This is a genomic window from Acidicapsa acidisoli (genome assembly GCF_025685625.1).
In the GTDB taxonomy this organism is placed as follows: Bacteria; Acidobacteriota; Terriglobia; order Terriglobales; family Acidobacteriaceae; genus Acidicapsa; species Acidicapsa acidisoli.
Genome location: NZ_JAGSYI010000001.1, coordinates 946,046 through 962,510, shown reverse-complemented (window position 1 = coordinate 962,510; position 16,465 = coordinate 946,046). Strand labels below are relative to the sequence as shown.

The following is a 16,465-nucleotide window of genomic DNA, read 5'->3' as shown; positions in this document are numbered from 1 at the left end:
AGCGTCAGAGGCTCTCTGGGAACATCGGTTCGATACGGCCAAGCAGGACCAGATATGCAGTAATTCCGATGACCAGATAGATTGCGGAAACTCCAAACGCCCATGCGAACGAATGCATGGACTGGACGAGATAGCCCGTAACAATCGGTGCCGAGATGCCCGATATCTGGTTGGAGAAGTTGATAATCCCGCCCACGCTTCCCACCGAGTTGCGCGGAGTAATCAGCGACGGAATCGACCAGCCGATAGCCGATGCGGCCGACAATCCGCCGATGGAAAGGCTGATCCAGAGCAGCGCGGGCAGCGGGCTATGAACGTTGGCCGCGCCCAAAATGCCCAGCCCGCAGGCCGTCCCGCCAACCAGGATGGTCTTTCGCACGCGGCTGCTATTCCACCCGCGCTGGATGAGCGCATCGGCCAGCAGGCCGCCGATGCACAGGTCGGCAAAGGTCGCTACAAGCCAGGGAAAGCCGGTGTACAAAAACGAGTGCATCAGGTCGAGGTGAAGCTGGATCGATAGATAGCCTGGCAGCCACGTCAGCAGCAGATAGAAAACGTAGTTATACGAGCCGAAGCCGAGGACCATCCCCAGCACCTTGGGCTGGCGCATCAGCGTCCACAGCGGCACAGGTGGATCTTCCACGGCTGGTTTCTGGTGTGTGGCCAGCGCGGCAACGCCTTGCTCCAAAGTTATAGAGCCGTGTTCGATATAGTCCAGTTCTGCTTCTGTCAGCTCCGGGTCGTCCTGCGGATCGCGATAAATGCGGCTGAAGAGAAGAAAGTATAGGAAGCTGATGAGGCCGGTAACCGCGAAGCTCCAGCGCCAGCCGATCCGGAGCAGCAGCAGGCCAATCACCGGGACGCCAATCGCCGAGGAAAATTTGGCTGCCGAGTCGAAGAGGGAAGTGGCGAAGCTGCGTTCCTGTGGCGGAAACCAGCGGCCGATAGCTTTGGCATTCGCCGGGAAGGTCGGCGCTTCCCCGACTCCGAGCAGAAGACGTGCACCAAAGAGTCCGCCAACGCTGGGTGAAATGGCTGCGGCAAAAGACGCGATGCTCCACAGAAAGGTGCTGACACGGCCCACGCGGCGAATTCCGAACTTGTCCAGAATCACACCGATGGGCAGTTGGCACATCGCGTAGGTCCAGTTGTAGGCTCCGGAAAGGTAACCGAAGGTAACACTGGAGATTCCGAAGGTTGTGTAAAGCGCCGCCTGCGAGACCGACAGATTCACACGGTCGAAGTAGTTGACCAGCACGCCCAGGCCGAGCAGCCAGGCGATGCGCCATCGGCGCGACGGATTTGCAGACCGAGTGAGAGGAAGTGTGGCCATTGGGATGGGAAGATCGCATCGTCCACGCGACCTTCCCATCCTACACAAGCCATTGCGCGCATCTCTCGCACTATGAGGCGGTCAGGCCGCGCCAAGGGCAGTCCGCATCGGGCTAAGCAGAGATACCAACTGGGCGCGCCCGCGATTGGTGCGGGATTTCACCGTGCCTTCCGGAATACGCAGACGGTGGGCGATCTCCTGATTATCCAGCCCTTGAACAAAGCGCATGGTGACCACTTCTCGCATCTCCGGCGAGATCCTGTCGACAGCCTTGCTTACGATAGCCGTCACTTCGCTGGTTACAGCAACGTCATGCGGCGTGGGGCGCGTATCCGGAATGCGCTGAGCCAGAGGCATTGCGTTGGTCTGATCCCACTGGCCGCCGGTTGTCATCACCGAATCGATGGAATCAGTGCGGCGCTCCTGGCCGCTGCGCCGAAAACGATCGACGCGCTGGTTCCGGGTGACGGTTGCGATCCATCCTTTGAGTTCGCCGCGGGAGGGATCGTAGCTGGCCAGGTTCATCCAGATTTTGAGAAACGTATCCTGTACCAGATCCTCGGCATCCTGCGTGGAGCCGCAGAAGAGATAGCAGATGCTGTAAACCAGGCCGCGGTATTCCTCTACCAGTTTGGCCCAGGCGTTGTCGTCGCCGTCCAGGCAAAGTTGCACCAGTTCGGTACTTCCCGTATTCATCGAAGCTCTCCTTGCCGGTTTGCGGGTCTTCTGTTGAAACAATGCAAATGGGAGCGGTGCCTGGTCCATGAGACTCGCGGTTCACGGCACCCGGATTGTTTCCAGCTGGCGCCGCTCCCAGGCAGAAGACGTGCTTGCAAGAACTCTGTTGGTCGCTGCCTTATCTGCTATGACATCACCCACCCGGAGTGCGTGCGGTCATAATGCGTCACGAATCGTAAAGAAGTGTCAAAGCGTGATAAGTCGTGTGTTACAAATCGTTACGGCGAAGACCGGCTCTTTGGAGTACAACGGAGATTGTGGCCGATGCACGCGCAGGAGTTAAGCGCGACCGTCGGCCCCGAGGAAATCCCGTGGACCCCGTACTGCTCATTGATGATGACGTCGAATTGTGCTCGATGCTCGAGGCCTATCTCGCGCGTCACGGATTCGCAGTAACCGCCGAGCACAACGGCGAACTCGGCCTGCACCGGGCTCTCACCGGCGACTTCTCAATGGTTCTGCTCGATGTGATGTTGCCGGGCCTCGACGGATTCGAAGTTTTGCGCAGGCTGCGCACCAGCTCGCAGGTAAGCGTACTGCTCCTGACAGCGCGCGGCGAGGACATCGATCGCATCGTGGGTCTCGAGATCGGCGCCGACGATTATCTGCCCAAACCTTTCAATCCCCGGGAGTTACTGGCGCGAATCCGGGCAATTCTGCGCCGTTCTGCCGCAAACAAAACAGCCATTGGCGGCAAGACCTGCATCAAGCATCTCTCCGTCGGGGGCATCGAGTTGGACAGCGGTGCGCGAACCGCCACCTGCAACGGGGTCGAGCTGGATCTGACCAACGTGGAATTTGAATTGCTCGGGGCATTGATGGGCTCTCCAGGGCAGATCCTCACCCGCGAACATCTCACCGAGCTGGTACTCGAGCGGAAATTCAATCCTTTTGATCGCAGCTTGGACATGCATGTGAGCCGTCTGCGCCGCAAGCTGGACGACGCCGCCGAGCTTGGCGACCAGATCAAGACCATCCGCTCCGTCGGCTATCAGTTGGCCGTCCCGGTTTCGGGTGCTGCCGCACATCCGCCGGCATCCTCAGCCTCGCCCGATCCATCCATTCCAGCAGGCCGGGAGATCTGACCGGGATGCGAAGCACGTTTACCAAGATATTTCTCTCTTTCTGGCTCACCGAGTTCCTGATCCTGATCTGCACCATCTTCATTCTGGCGCATCAGTTTGAATCGAACGAAATTGTCTATACCTCGATGTTCGGGATGATGGAGTCGAACGCCGAGCGGTCGGTAGCCGCGTACAGCAAAGGCGGTTGTCAGGCCCTTCTCGCAGTTCCGAACACATTTCCTCTGGAAGGGCCAGGTCCGGCCGATCAGCCCGCGATCCTCTTCGATGCGGGAGGCAACGCACTCTGCCAGTCAGTCGATGCGAAGGTTTATGCGCCCGAAGTGGCGAAGCTTCACAAAGACGGCTACCTGCTTGGCGAGCGGCGCGATGCGGGCTATCTGGAAGGCATCGAGGTCAAGGATGCGCACGGGCAGAAATTTGCTTATCTGCTGCGTGGCACGTATCCCAAAGAGGTTTACATACCGTATCGGGAGATGCTGCCGAGGCTGCTGATAAGCCTGATTGTCTCGGTGCTCGTCACTTTTGGTATTACGATGGTGATCACCCGCCCGATTGGCTCGCTGCGGGAGGCGGCGCGCCAGTTAGCGGCGGGAAACCTGCGCGCCCGCGCGAAATGGCCTAAAGGGAAGGCAAATCGCAAAACAGGCGACGAGTTGTGGGGGCTGGTCTACGACTTCAACGAGATGGCGGATCGGCTGGAGTCGCTGGTGGATGCGCAGAAACTTCTGCTTCGGGACGTCTCCCATGAACTGCGATCCCCGCTGGCGCGCCTGAGCGTGGCGCTCGAATTGGCCCGTGAAGAAGCGCAACCGGGCATGGAGGATCAGCTCGACCGCATCGAGCGCGAAACCGGGCGGTTGAATTCCCTGATCGGCCAGTTGCTGAGTCTCTCGCATCTAGAATCCTCCACCCGGCTGCCCGACCGGCTGCGTGTTTCACTGCGCGACGTCGTAGCCGAGCTGCTTCCGGATATGGACTACGAAGCCCAGCGCCGCAACTGCGCCGTCAGCTTTGCCGGATCCAGACAAGGCGATCCGCAAAAAGCCGGCCCGGGAGCCGTCCTGGGCAGTCCCGAACTGCTTGGGCGCGCGGTTGAAAACGTCATTCGAAACGCAATCGCCTATACGGCCGAAGGAACCTCCGTCGAGATCCAGCTCTTCGAAGAAAATCGCCTTGGAACTCACTTCGCCGTGCTTCAGGTAAGAGACTGCGGACCGGGCGTGCCCGAAGCGGCACTGAAGTCGATATTCCGGCCCTTTTATCGCCTCGATTTGTCCAGGCAGCGTTCGACAGGCGGATACGGCGTAGGTCTCGCGATCACCGAGCGTGCGATCCGCCTGCATGGTGGCGCGGTCACAGCGCGAAACTCGAAAGAGGGCGGCCTGATCGTCGAAATGCGGCTGCCGGTGGCAAGCGACGTCGAGGGCTAGCTCAGAAAGCTGGCAAGCGCCCTCGATGAAGTTCAAACTCCACGCAACGCGCTCAGTGCAGGATCGTTATACGTCGCACAAGTCGACGGCCTGGCGCAACGAGGTCAGCGGATCTTTGCTGGGCACAAATTCATGCGCCACATAGCCCTTGTACCCGGTCGCGGCAATTCCCTTCATCACACCGACCCAGTTGATTTCCTGGGTATCGTCCAGCTCATGCCGCCCCGGAACGCCGCCGGTGTGAAAGTGGCCGATCCACTGATGATTGGCGGTGATCGTCGCGATCAAATCGCCTTCCATGATCTGCATGTGGTAGATGTCGTACAGCAATTTAATGTTGTTGGAGCCAACCTCCGCCATCACTGTGACGCCCCAGTTGGTGTGATCGCACATGTAGTCGCGGTGGTCCTTCTTGCTGTTGAGCAGCTCAACGCAGAGAGTCACCCCATTGTCTTCCATCAGGGAGCGCAGGCGCTTCAGGCCAATGATTGTATTGCGCGCGCCCTCCCAGTCCGTCATGCCCGACCGCAGTCCGGAAAACGTGATGACGTTGGGCACCCCGGCCTTGGCCGCCAGCGGAACATTCTTGCGCAGCCCGGCCTCAATGGCGTCGTGGTTCTCCAGCCGATTGAGGCCCTTGTCGATCGCGCCGCCATCGGCGTAACCCATGGAGCAGACAAGCCCGTAACGCTTGGGAACTTCAAATTCTTCCGGCTGCAGCAAGTCGACGCCCTTGAGCCCCATCTGAGCGGAAGCGGCGCAGAGATCGTCGAGCGCAATCTGTTTGTAGCACCAGCGCGCGACGGACTGGTGAATATTGCCCTTGCGCTGCACCGGCGCAGCCTGCGCGGATGTCTGTGCTTCCGCTGTTAGCGAACCAGATGGAGCGAGCAGCGCGGCCGCTGTACACGCGACTCCGCTCTGCAAGATCTGACGACGATTCAAGCTGCCCATGCGTTGATGCCCCTTCTATGTAGGGAATTATTTTCAGGCTCGATAAAAATGCATTTCGAAAGCCTGAAACATCTTACCCCACCAGTTCCAGGCTGATTCGCTTGGCGGCAGAGTCGATCTGAGAAATGCGGAAGCTGCGCACCTGGCCGGGACCTGCGGGCTCCACAGTCTTGGACTTGGCCTTCGGCGAAGCCGCGTCCGTCGGGCTCGAACCGGTCTTCCACTTCGTCTTGAGCATCGAACTGAGCGCAGAGAGATCGACAGCCGCCGGCTTGGGTGCTTCCGGTTCCGGCTGTGCGGTTGCCTGCGCTGGACCGGCCGCAGGCAGCTTGCACGAGCAGAATATTCCCTCGCCAATCTCAACCTGCGCGACGCCGTTTTCAATCGACGCGATGCGGCCAGTCACCGCGTCCCCGGCCTTGTGTTCAGCCAGAAATTCGTCGAGGCTGGTCGGAATGAGCTGCTTCATGCTGAGCCGGAGCTGGCGTTTTTCCTTGTCCAGATCGAGCACCAGCGCGCGCACCACCTGGCCGACGCGAAGCACATCCGAAGGATGGTTGAGCCGCCGATCTGCCACAATCTCGCTGATGTGAACCAGCCCCTCGACGCCCTCCGAGGCTTGAATGAACGCGCCAAACTTGGTGATGCTCGCCACCGGACCTTCGATAATCGATCCCGGAACCATTCGCGCTGCCGCTTCCACCCATGGATCGCCGAGAGCCTGCTTGAGGCCAAGCGAGATGCGCCGCTCAGGAATCGCAATCGCTAGAATCACAGCGTCAATCACGTCGCCGAGATTCACCACCTCCGTGGCTTTATAAACCCGCTTCGACCACGACATTTCGGACAGATGAACCAGCCCCTCGACGCCCGGCTCCAACTCGACAAATGCGCCAAACTCGGCGATGCGCGTCACAACACCGCGCACGCGCTGGCCAGCCGTGTATTTCTCCGCGACCGCATCCCACGGATGAGGCTGCAACTGCTTAAGTCCGAGCGCAATGCGGCGAGTTTCCGGGTCAATCTTCAGCACTTTGACTTCAATCTGCTGGCCCACCGTGAGTACATCCGCGACATTGGCCACGCGGCTCCAGGCGATATCGCTGATGTGCAGCAGCCCGTCAACCCCGCCCAGATCGACAAAAGCCCCGTACTCCATCAGGCTGCGAACAGTGCCATCAAGAACCGCACCTTCCTGTACCTCGGCGTATCGCCGGGCCTTGCCTTCGAGCGCTTCTTCCTCGGTCACAACGCGTCGATCGACGACAACGTCCTCGTCCTGCACGTCCAGCTTGGTGATCCGGACGCGAATCTCCTGGCCAACCAGCTTTTCCAGCTCCGCGGTATCCCGCGCACCACTGCGTGAGGCCGGCAGAAAGGCGCGGACGCCGACGTCCACATGTAAACCGCCCTTGACCACCCCGGTCACCGTGCCGACGATGGTCGATTTCTCGGCAAAAGCGCGTTCCAGGCTGGTCCAATCCTTGGGAACGGCAGTCCGGAACAGGCTGAGCTGGTAATACCCGTCCTCGTCGCGTCCCTTCACCGAAACCTGCAGCGCGTCCCCCACCTTAACCGGCTCCTTCGCGGTGGCAAATGCAGTCAGCGGCAAGATTCCTTCCGATTTGAAACCGATATCGACCAGAACCGAGTCCGCGGTAACGGCGACAACCGTGCCGCGAATCTGGCTCTCACCTTCGCGACGCGAGTGCGTGCGCTGGAACTCCGAAAAGATATCCGCAAAGGACTCTTCCGGTTCAGCGGCTGGCTCGACTTCGGCTAACTTGACTTCGGCGGCCTTGGCCTCGGCGGCCGGTACGGCTGCGGGTTTAATCTGCTCAGCAACAGGAGCGGGAGACGGCTCGGCAGTATGCGCAGCCTGCACTTCCGCTTCCACTTCCGCCGCTATCTCCGGATCGATCTTGGGATCAACCACGGAGAGCGTCTGGGGTTCAGCGGCTTGCATATCCCCGGCGGAGGATGAGTTTTCGGTCGCGTGAGAGTCAGATTCGGGAGCGGTCGGGAGGATCGATTCCGTTCCCGGGATTGTATTGTCAGACATGAAGAAGAAAGCCTCTTGGATTGTGTGATGCAGCGCACATTCCGGAGAGTCGCGCTGAATCCGTTCAGGATTATCATCGCACGGCGAGTCGGAAGGGCTCCTTCGCGTCAAATTCGTTGCCGGATCTCAAATCCCGCGCCAGCAGCCGATGGAAAAGATGCTCGCCGGTCTCGCGCCTCACGGAAAGCCGCCCCGCTCCATAGGAGCGCGAAGCCAGACCCTTTTGCACAGACTCGCAGATCGCGACATCCTCATCCTGAACCTTGTCACTCGTAGCAATGCTGGCGCGGTTGTGTTCCTCCCGACCAGAGGAAATATCGGAGAAGTAAAAATCGAAAATAACGCGGCATTTGTCGACGCCATGCGAAACAACGAGATTCGTATCCATCACGCCGTCATAAATATTGATCATGAAGTTCGGATAAAGCCAGAAATACCAGGCGCGGTCGCCCGTTCTAGTTGCTGCAATCTGCGCGTCTTCGGAAGCAACCATCGGGCTCGATTGCAGGCAGTAGCGCTCGCCGTTCTCAATTGTGTAGTGCGCGTAGTCCAGCACGCTGTTCAGGCCTTTGTGCAGGTGCGGCACGTGATATCCGCCATCCAGGTAGTTATCCACGTAGACCTTCCAGTTGCAGTTGAGTGTGTACTCTCTGCGCGAGTGGAAGTGGAGGTTGCCGAGCCCCAACGGCGTTACGCGAGAGACAAGGTCCCCCAGGAAATTCCCGAGCGGGGCAGGGTTCGGCGCGAGATTCACAAAGACAAAGCTCTCCCACGCGTCAACAGCAATCGGCACAAGTCCGTTCGCGGCGCGATCGAAGTTGCAAACGCCAGCGAACTCCGGCATACCCTTGAGGCTGCCGTCGAGGCCGTAGTTCCAGCCGTGGTAAGGGCATCGAAACGATTGCGCATGGCCGTAAGGCGCGGTAGCAACCGCCGCCGCGTGATGGCGGCATACGTTATAGAAGGCGCGTAACTGGCCGTCGGCTCCACGCACCACCAGAATCGGCTCACTCGCAAGTTCGGCGGTAAAGTAATCGCCGGGATTGGCCACCTGACCGGTTCGTCCAACCACTTGCCAGTTCCCGCCGAAGACATGCTGCTCTTCGAGTTTTGCAATCGCCGGATCGAAATACCACGGCGCAGGGATGGTGCGCGCCTCGTTCAGCGGGGCAGTTTCGTCGTATAAAGCGAGAATCGAGACCAGCCTTTGGTCCATATCGGTAGTTTCCATAGGAAAAACTAATCGGGCAGGTTTCGCATCAGCGGAGCTGGCTCGGCGATAACTGGTTGCAAGTGCATACTCCGCGCCTGCCTGCGCTTGCCAAGCGCGTAGATCACAACTCCGGCAGCCAGCAGAACAAAGGTCATTCCGACAATCTTAACCACCGCAAGCGTCTTGTTCGGTTCGTCATCCGAAGGCAACACGGACAGGCAGATCGTAATGCTGGTTGTAATCAGTCCAAGAACAGCCAGCGGAATCGCAACCCGCCTTCCGCCCGGAACGCGAATCACATCCGGGCCAGCAGGCTCGCTCTGCACACGAATCATCGAAGCGAAGAGAAACAGGTAAGGGATGAAATAGGTGATGACGCTCATGCTTACCAGCACGTCATAAGCGCCTTTGACCGTCGTTGCTGCCTGCCCAAGAAAAGCAAAGAGCATTCCGGCTAGGCCATAGAAAAATACCGCGACATATGGCGTGTTCCACTTGGGATGGATGCGGCCAAAAGCTGCGGGCAGATAGTTGTCGATGCCGGCGACAAAGGGCAGCCGCGAACAGGCCGCAAGATAAGCGCAAGCCGCACCCAGGCAACTGAGCGTAACCATCAGCGAGATGGCGACGACCATCCAGCCGACTTGAAAATCTTGGCACATCCGTGCAATAGCGGTCATAAATCCGCCCAGACCGCTAATCTGCTCGCTCGGCATCGCAACCAGCATGGCAATCGTGCCGAGAATATACCCCATCGTAATGAGCACACCGGCGAAGATAAGTGCCCGTGGCACCGTCCTGCGCGTGTTTCTGATCTCCCCGCCCATAAAGGACGCGCTCTCCACGCCGCCAAAGGCAAAGAAGATCGTCGACCAGAAGATAGCGTTCTTTATGCTGGCATGAGGAACCATCGCAGCGAACGTGAAGTGCGTCGCCGAACCTGCGCGCATCCATGAAATAAGCCCCAGTATCAGCAACACCAGAACCGGCAAAGTCATTCCCAATGCACCGGCATTGTTCAGCCACTTACTGGGCTTTACGCCGCGAATATTCAAGACTGTAATCCCGCCCAGCGCCACCAGAGAAAAAGTCATGAAGTATCCGCTCTCGTTGGCGAGCTTCGCGCCTTGTGGCCCGGCAACGAAGAGAGCGCTTCCCGCCGCAAAGTACAGCACGGCGGAGAAATACGGCAGGTTGCTCATCCAGTAAGTCCATGCGGAGATGAATCCCGCGAAATCGCCAAAACCCTCCCGAGCCCAGACGTACAGTCCGCCCTCCTGCGGATAGCGCGAAGAAAGCTCAAGTACGCAGGCGGCCAGCGGCAGAAAGAAACCGATCCACGCGAAAATCCACACCACAATGGAATTCGGCCCCGACGCTGCGGCAGTCGCGATCCATCGCAGGCTCAGACCGCTCACAACATAGAACATCGTCAGGTCGAAGAAGCCGATCTCGCGCTTCATCTCGGGCACGACACTGGGCTGCTGCGCTACCGCGTTGCTCGCATCCGCCAAAGCTGCCGCCTTCCTGTTGCCGGAGTTACCTCACCTGCCCACCAATGCAGATACATCCTTCAGTACCGCCATCGCAGCGTTGCGCCCATTCATGGCGATCACCGAGCCTCCGGGGTGCGTGCAAGCGCCGCATAGATACACGCCCGGCATAGGTGTGCGGGCGGTAAGCCGGTTGCTCCACATATATTGCGGTAGTATCTCGCCCTGAAAGATATGCCCACCGGTAAGTCCAACCTTCTTTTCAATATCCGGAGGACCAAGCACCTGAGCATCTTCAACAGCCTCCGGAATGTTGCTGCAGAATCGCCCAATCGAGTCAAGCGCCAGCTTGCGCGCTGCCTGCCGATGATCGTCCCACGACCCATGCGCGAAGGTATGCGGAACATACTGCGCAAAGACGCTCATCGTGTGCTTTCCCTCCGGCACAACACTCGCATCATGAACGCTCTGAAAATAAAGCTCACACCAGAGCTGTTCCGGGAGACGACCATCCTTCGCTGCGGCAAAGCTCTGCTTCCACTCCGCCTTCGTCAGCGGCGCGTTGATCTGGCCATAATGGTGCGGCTCGTCAATCCCGGGGCGTGCCTTGAAATTCGGCAATTCCTTCAGCAGCACGTTCAGCTTGACCGTACATCCCTCGATTGGCACAGACTCAACCCGCGCTCGCCATCCCGCGTCCGCTTGCGCGCCAAGCAGGCGCAGCGTCACACGCGGGTCGGCATTTGAGATAACCACAGGCGCGGAGATCTTTTCTCCGCCTTCGAGCAGCACGCCTTCGCCCGGCAATATCCGCGCAACCGGAACACCCGCGGCCACCACCGCACCCGCCTCGCGCGCCGCGTCGCACAGATAGAACGAAACCATCCCCATGCCGCCTTTGACGTAGCCCCACATACCCGGCATTCCGCCCAGCCGTCCCGAGGAATGATGAAAGCGCACCGAGGCTGTGCCTTTATCGAATGGGCTGGCGTTCGTCCCGATCACTCCCTGGCCAAGATAAGCAACCTGAAGCTGCTCGTCCTCAAGATAGTGCTCCACAAACTCCGCCATCGACCAGTCAAAGAGCACAGCACGCGCTTCCGTGTCGTTGCCAAGGCGCTCTTCGATCTGCTCCCGAGTCGGCGCTTCCCCAATCCAAACGTCGCGCTCATCCGGCGGACGCAGCGCGTTGCGCAGCCTGCGGATCACAGCGCACATCGCGCGAAAACCCTCCAGGTCGCGCGGCGCAAAGCGCTGCACCTCGGCGTCGCACTGGGCGTCATCATCCCAAAGTTGAATGCTGCGGCCATCGAGGAAGGGAACAAACAACCCATTCGTTGCCGGAGACCATGTAAATCCGCGCGCTGGCAGGTTCAGTTCTTTAATCACCAGCGGATGCAGCAATCCCGCAAGATAAGCGCAGGGAGACATCTTGACGCCGGGGAAAGCCTCCTCCACCGTGCACGCGCCGCCAATCCGCTCGCGCGACTCAAGCACCAGCACCCGCTCGCCGGCTCGCGCCAGGTAAGCCGCGCAGGCCAACCCGTTATGTCCTGCGCCGACGACGATTGCGTCCCATTGCTGCGCGGCCAATTCCTTTACCGGGCGGGGAACTCCAATTAGCCCCAGAGTCGCAGCCGCCGACAGATAGTTATCTCCAGATATCACTCTCGACTACGCTCCCGAAGACTGGTTTGCGTCCATTCCAACTGGCCCAGCCGTGGCTGCTCCCGTAATATGAAGTTCAATATAAGCGCTGGCCGCACAGCGGTCTATCGGATTCTGGTGCTAGCCCAGCTTCGCGACAATTTCACTGAGGTCAAAATGAGCACACTGCATCGTTGCGCCTGGGCTGAAACCGACCCCCTGCTCCGCAAGTACCACGACGAAGAATGGGGCGTTCCCCAATACGACAGCCGCATGCTCTGGGAGGCGCTCATGCTGGAAGGCTTTCAAGCCGGCCTCTCCTGGCTCACAATCCTTCGCAAGCGCGAAGCCTTCCGCGAGGCCTTCTGCAACTTCGACCCCGTGGCCGTAGCGAAATTCACTGAAGACGATATCGCCCGCCTGCTCCTCAATCCCGGCATCATTCGTTCGCGCGCCAAGATCGGAGCAACGGTCGCCGGAGCCAGAATCTACCTGGCCATGCAAGACGCTGGCGAGGACTTCTCGCACTATCTTTGGACAATGGCCGGCCGCAAGCCGATCCTGAACAAAGCGGGAACGCTTCCGGCCCAAACTCCGCTCTCGGAGACGATCTCGGCTGCCCTGAAAAAGAGAGGCTTCAAATTCGTAGGCCCGGTGATCGTATACGCATTCATGCAGGCCACCGGCATCGTCGACGACCACAGCCCGGATTGCTTCCGGCGCAAACGCAGCAAATAACAGTCCGCTTTCGGCAATGGCCGCAAGCATGATTCACGCTGGCGCGCGGTGCCCGCGTCAAAATCCATTCAGCGGAATCCAGGCGGCCATCTCCCATTTCGCGTGGACTACACTGAATATCGATCAGCTTAGAAAACAGCGGGTAATCATTGTCCCCCCAAGGGTATGGTTCTTCAGAAGATTCATTCCCGAGTAGAAGATTGGCGCGGGTATCGCCTCCATGAGAAAACTATTGCTTCTCCTGCTGTCTGTGGCGCTGCCGGCTCTTGGCCAGGCAAATCAGGGAGAACTGCATCTCAGCGTCGCCGATCCCTCCGGCCTTGCAATCAAGGCCGTGATTCGCCTTGAGAGCGAAGCCAATCACTACACAAGCACACTCACAACCAACGCCCAGGGACGCGCGGTCGCCGCGCGCCTGCCATTCGGCCGCTATCACCTGGAGCTCCAGCAGGCGGGATTCGCCGAGGTTTCGGAGTTTCTCGATGTTCGTTCCACCATCCCAGTGCACTACACGATTCAGCTCAAGCTGTCGTCTGTAAAGCAATCGGTGACCGTCAGCGCCAGCGATACACTCATCGATCCGGATCAGGCTGGTTCCGTTGATCAGATCAGAGGTTCCCTGATTCAAAACCGCCTCGGCTCAATCCCCGGCCGTTCGCTGCAAGACCTCGTTAATTCGCAGCCGGGCTGGCTTTACGAAGGCAATGCCGTCCTGCATCCGCGCGGCTCCGAATATCAGACGCAGTTCGTCGTCGATGGCATTCCACTCATCGACAATCGCTCGCCCGGCTTCGGCCCTGAGATCGAAGCCGATGATGCCCAGTCCGTCACCATCTACACCGCCGGAATTCCCGCTGAATACGGGCGCAAAATGGGTGGCGTAGTCGAGGTCAATACGCTGCAGGATGCACAGCCAGGATTTCACGGCCAGGCCGTGCTCTCCGGCGGCAGCTTCGATACAGCCGGAGCTTTCGCGCAAGGGCAATACGCATGGGGCAGAAACACACTGGGCGGAAGCAGCAGCGGCAGCCGGACCGATCACTATCTGAATCCCGTAGTCCCGCAAAATTACTCCAACACCGGAACGCAAGGCGACTTCTCCCTCAATTTCCGGCGCGATTTTACCTTGAATGACCAAATCAGTCTCAGCCTCCGCCACGAACTCGCCCGCTACGACATTCCAAACGAATTTGTGCAACAGGCAGCCGGGCAACGCCAGAATGCGGACAGCATTGAAACCATGGGCGCCATTTCGTACCAGCACATCTTTTCCGGAGACGCCATTGGCGATCTGCGTGGAATGGTGCGCGACAACACGACCGACTTCACCTCCAACCCGGAGTCGACGCCCATCGAGGTCTTTCAACATAACGGGTTTCGCGAGGGCTACTTCAAAGCGAGCGTCACTATCGATCGCGGACACAATGAATGGAAGGCCGGCGTCGAATCCGACAACCTGTTTCTGAATGAGAAGCTGAACTATCTCATTACCGATCCCACGCAGTTTGACCCCGGATCGCCACTTACATTCGCCTATCAGGCCAATCGCCCCGACCTTGAGCAATCGGTATTCCTGCAAGACCAGATACGCCTTCATAACTGGACGATCAATGCCGGTCTGCGCTGGGATCACTATCAGCTATTACTCAACAACCAGGCATTGCAGCCCCGTCTTGCCATCTCGCACTACTTTCCTTCGGCCGAGACAGTCCTGCATTTCTCCTATGACCGGGTCTTTCAAACACCGTCCTTTGAGAACATCCTGCTATCCAGCTCAGGTGCCGTTACTTCCATTGATCCCACCGGGTTTCTAAGTCTGCCTGTCAGGCCCTCGCAGGGCGATTATTACGAAGCAGGTCTGACCTGGGTCTTTCTCGGGCATCTGAAAATCGGGAGCAATTACTTCCGGCGCGTCGTCGATAACTACGCCGACGACAGCCAGATATTCAACACCTCCATCAGCTTTCCTATCTCCTTCCGTAAGGGAATCGTCTATGGTGCGGAAGGTAAGGTCGAGATCCCTGACTGGCGCCATTTCTCTGGCTTCGGAAGTTATTCGTACACCGTCGGCAATGTCTGGTTCCCAGTCACCGGCGGTCTTTTCTTCGGTTCAAACGCCGCTCAGGCTGCCTCTCAATTGACCGGCCATACTCCGGACTCGCAGGACCAGCGCAATACCGTTCGCGGACGCATTCGCTACCAGTTAACCCCGCGTCTCTGGACCGCCTTCGGCCTGCAATATGACACAGGTCTTCCCTTTGACTTTGACGGAGACGCGTCCACGGTACTGCAGGAGTATGGCCCTCAGGTCCTAAGCCGCATTAACTTCACGCGCGGCCGAATTTATCCAGCATTCCAGGCCAACGCCTCTGCTGGAGCCGATATCTATAAGTCGGACCGGATCAATATGCATCTTCAGGTGGATGGACAGAATCTGAACAACATACTCAACGTCATCGACTTTGGCGGACTATTTTCGGGTAACGCAATCGGACCCTCGCGCAGCTTCGATCTGCGCCTTACAACGAGTTTCTAACCATCGCAGGCAGCCGCAGCCGGGTCGCAATCAGCGCCGCCAGCAGAAACGCGCCTGAAGTTAGACAAAGCGCGTAACTTAAGCCCGCGTGTTCCGAAACACTGCCAATCAGGTAAGGAGCCGTGGCGCTGACCAGCCGACCGCTGTTATAAACAAATCCCATCGCCGAGCCCCGCAGCGAAGTGGGAAATAGCTCGCTGGTAATGACGCTGAATCCGCTGAAGTATCCAGTCCCGAAAAACCCGACAAGCGGTCCGATCACCAGCAGCGCCCCCGGACTGCGCACGAAGGCAAACAGAGGCACCAATAGCGCAGCGACCACAAGATAGCCGATATAAGTGTATTTACGGCTGAAGCGATCGGCGATATATCCAAAGAGAACGTATCCCAGAAATGTCCCCATCTGCATCACAATGGTCCAGGCCGAGGTCTGAACGATGCTCAAACCACGGCCGCCCTCTGCGGCTGGCATCGAAAGAAAGCGCGGCACCCATGTAAAAAGCCCCCACCAGGCAAAGAGCGTGGCCGCATTCATCGTCGCGCAGATGAGCATGCTGTAGCCGAAAGTGCCGCGAAAGAGTTGGCCGACGGGCACTCTGGATGTTCGTTCCTTTTGCCATGTTTCTGGTTCGCGCAGCCTTCGCCGCAGCCACAGCGTAATCAATGCCGGAAAGATTCCCACAAAAAAGACAGCGCGCCATCCAAACCGGGGCATAACCAGTGCAACCACCGCAGCTCCCAGCGCGTAGCCAATGGCCCAGGAGCTTTGCACAAGAGCCAGCGCCTTGCCTCGATGGCGCGCAGGCCAGGTTTCGGCCACCAGAGCAGCACCCGAGGCCCATTCACCGCCCATCCCAAGCCCCAGCAACACCCGGCAAAGCATCAGTTCTACCGCTGTATTCGTGAATCCACAAAGTGCCGTTGCGACGGAGTACACCAGCACGCTCGAAGTCAGCGCACGTGCGCGTCCAAATCGATCCGCAAACCAGCCAAAGAAAATCCCGCCGAAAGCGGCAGAGACCAGCGTAACCGACATCATCGCTCCACTCATGGCCGCGGAGAGATGCATCGCCCGTTGCACCTCGCCGAGCACCATCGCATAGAGCATTACATCCATGCTGTCGAGCATCCAGCCCAGCGATGCAGCGACGAGGTTGCGCCTTTGCTCGGTCGAAGCTTCGGCCAGCCATCCGTAAATCGCCCTCAAATCCGCTCCCTGTGCTCAATTCTTCCCGT

General features: G+C 58.8%; 12 protein-coding genes. 4 read left to right on the top strand and 8 right to left on the bottom strand.

The genetic code is table 11. The features are described from left to right. Positions 1-4: 4 nt before the first annotated feature. Complete coding sequence (locus tag OHL23_RS03900; protein WP_263350458.1) at positions 5-1,333, bottom strand: MFS transporter; 1,329 nt, start codon at positions 1,331-1,333, stop codon at positions 5-7. Positions 1,334-1,414: 81 nt separating this feature from the next. Continuing rightward, entirely contained in the window at positions 1,415-2,029 is a 615-nt protein-coding gene (locus OHL23_RS03895; protein ID WP_263350457.1) for an RNA polymerase sigma factor, read from the bottom strand. 353 nt (positions 2,030-2,382) lie between these two features. On the opposite strand from OHL23_RS03895, the gene OHL23_RS03890 reads away from it, so the two are divergent. Both OHL23_RS03890 and OHL23_RS03885 read left to right on the top strand, forming a co-directional pair. Next, a complete protein-coding gene (locus OHL23_RS03890; protein ID WP_263350456.1) occupies positions 2,383-3,156 on the top strand; it encodes a response regulator transcription factor in 774 nt (257 codons plus the stop codon). Between the two features lie 5 nt (positions 3,157-3,161). Then, a complete protein-coding gene (locus OHL23_RS03885) occupies positions 3,162-4,586 on the top strand; it encodes an ATP-binding protein (protein ID WP_263350455.1) in 1,425 nt (474 codons plus the stop codon). A gap of 66 nt (positions 4,587-4,652) precedes the next feature. Here the strand turns inward: OHL23_RS03885 and OHL23_RS03880 are convergent, their stop codons facing one another. From OHL23_RS03880 to OHL23_RS03860, 5 genes are all read right to left on the bottom strand, one after another. Continuing rightward, complete coding sequence (locus OHL23_RS03880; RefSeq protein ID WP_263350454.1) at positions 4,653-5,540, bottom strand: hydroxypyruvate isomerase family protein; 888 nt, start codon at positions 5,538-5,540, stop codon at positions 4,653-4,655. A gap of 73 nt (positions 5,541-5,613) precedes the next feature. Further along, positions 5,614-7,602 carry a S1 RNA-binding domain-containing protein gene (locus tag OHL23_RS03875; RefSeq protein WP_263350453.1) on the bottom strand — a complete coding sequence of 663 codons (1,989 nt, stop codon included), beginning with the start codon at positions 7,600-7,602 and terminating at the stop codon, positions 5,614-5,616. Positions 7,603-7,675: 73 nt separating this feature from the next. Beyond that, positions 7,676-8,818, bottom strand: coding sequence for an aromatic ring-hydroxylating oxygenase subunit alpha (locus tag OHL23_RS03870; protein WP_263350452.1), 1,143 nt, complete (start codon positions 8,816-8,818; stop codon positions 7,676-7,678). Between the two features lie 23 nt (positions 8,819-8,841). Continuing rightward, positions 8,842-10,329 (bottom strand): APC family permease, encoded by a 1,488-nt coding sequence (locus OHL23_RS03865; protein ID WP_263350451.1) that lies wholly within the window; start codon positions 10,327-10,329, stop codon positions 8,842-8,844. Positions 10,330-10,359: 30 nt separating this feature from the next. Beyond that, the gene (locus OHL23_RS03860; RefSeq protein ID WP_263350450.1) at positions 10,360-11,976 is read right to left on the bottom strand and encodes a phytoene desaturase family protein; all 1,617 of its coding nucleotides are present in this window, start codon (positions 11,974-11,976) and stop codon (positions 10,360-10,362) included. A gap of 156 nt (positions 11,977-12,132) precedes the next feature. Between OHL23_RS03860 and OHL23_RS03855 the strand changes: the two genes are divergently transcribed. After that, complete coding sequence (locus OHL23_RS03855; RefSeq protein ID WP_263351722.1) at positions 12,133-12,693, top strand: DNA-3-methyladenine glycosylase I; 561 nt, start codon at positions 12,133-12,135, stop codon at positions 12,691-12,693. 220 nt (positions 12,694-12,913) lie between these two features. Further along, the gene (locus OHL23_RS03850; protein ID WP_263350449.1) at positions 12,914-15,229 is read left to right on the top strand and encodes a TonB-dependent receptor; all 2,316 of its coding nucleotides are present in this window, start codon (positions 12,914-12,916) and stop codon (positions 15,227-15,229) included. Here OHL23_RS03850 and OHL23_RS03845 read toward each other — a convergent pair. Beyond that, positions 15,213-16,436 carry an MFS transporter gene (locus OHL23_RS03845; protein ID WP_263350448.1) on the bottom strand — a complete coding sequence of 408 codons (1,224 nt, stop codon included), beginning with the start codon at positions 16,434-16,436 and terminating at the stop codon, positions 15,213-15,215. The genes OHL23_RS03850 and OHL23_RS03845 overlap by 17 nt on opposite strands. Positions 16,437-16,465: the final 29 nt, after the last annotated feature.

Coding starts and splice junctions, on each gene's coding strand:
- OHL23_RS03900 (WP_263350458.1), bottom strand. CDS start 1,333: ATGGCCACACTTCCTCTCACTCGGTCTGCAAATCCGTCGCGCCGATGG.
- OHL23_RS03895 (WP_263350457.1), bottom strand. CDS start 2,029: ATGAATACGGGAAGTACCGAACTGGTGCAACTTTGCCTGGACGGCGAC.
- OHL23_RS03885 (WP_263350455.1), top strand. CDS start 3,162: ATGCGAAGCACGTTTACCAAGATATTTCTCTCTTTCTGGCTCACCGAG.
- OHL23_RS03880 (WP_263350454.1), bottom strand. CDS start 5,540: ATGGGCAGCTTGAATCGTCGTCAGATCTTGCAGAGCGGAGTCGCGTGT.
- OHL23_RS03875 (WP_263350453.1), bottom strand. CDS start 7,602: ATGTCTGACAATACAATCCCGGGAACGGAATCGATCCTCCCGACCGCT.
- OHL23_RS03870 (WP_263350452.1), bottom strand. CDS start 8,818: ATGGACCAAAGGCTGGTCTCGATTCTCGCTTTATACGACGAAACTGCC.
- OHL23_RS03855 (WP_263351722.1), top strand. CDS start 12,133: ATGAGCACACTGCATCGTTGCGCCTGGGCTGAAACCGACCCCCTGCTC.
- OHL23_RS03850 (WP_263350449.1), top strand. CDS start 12,914: ATGAGAAAACTATTGCTTCTCCTGCTGTCTGTGGCGCTGCCGGCTCTT.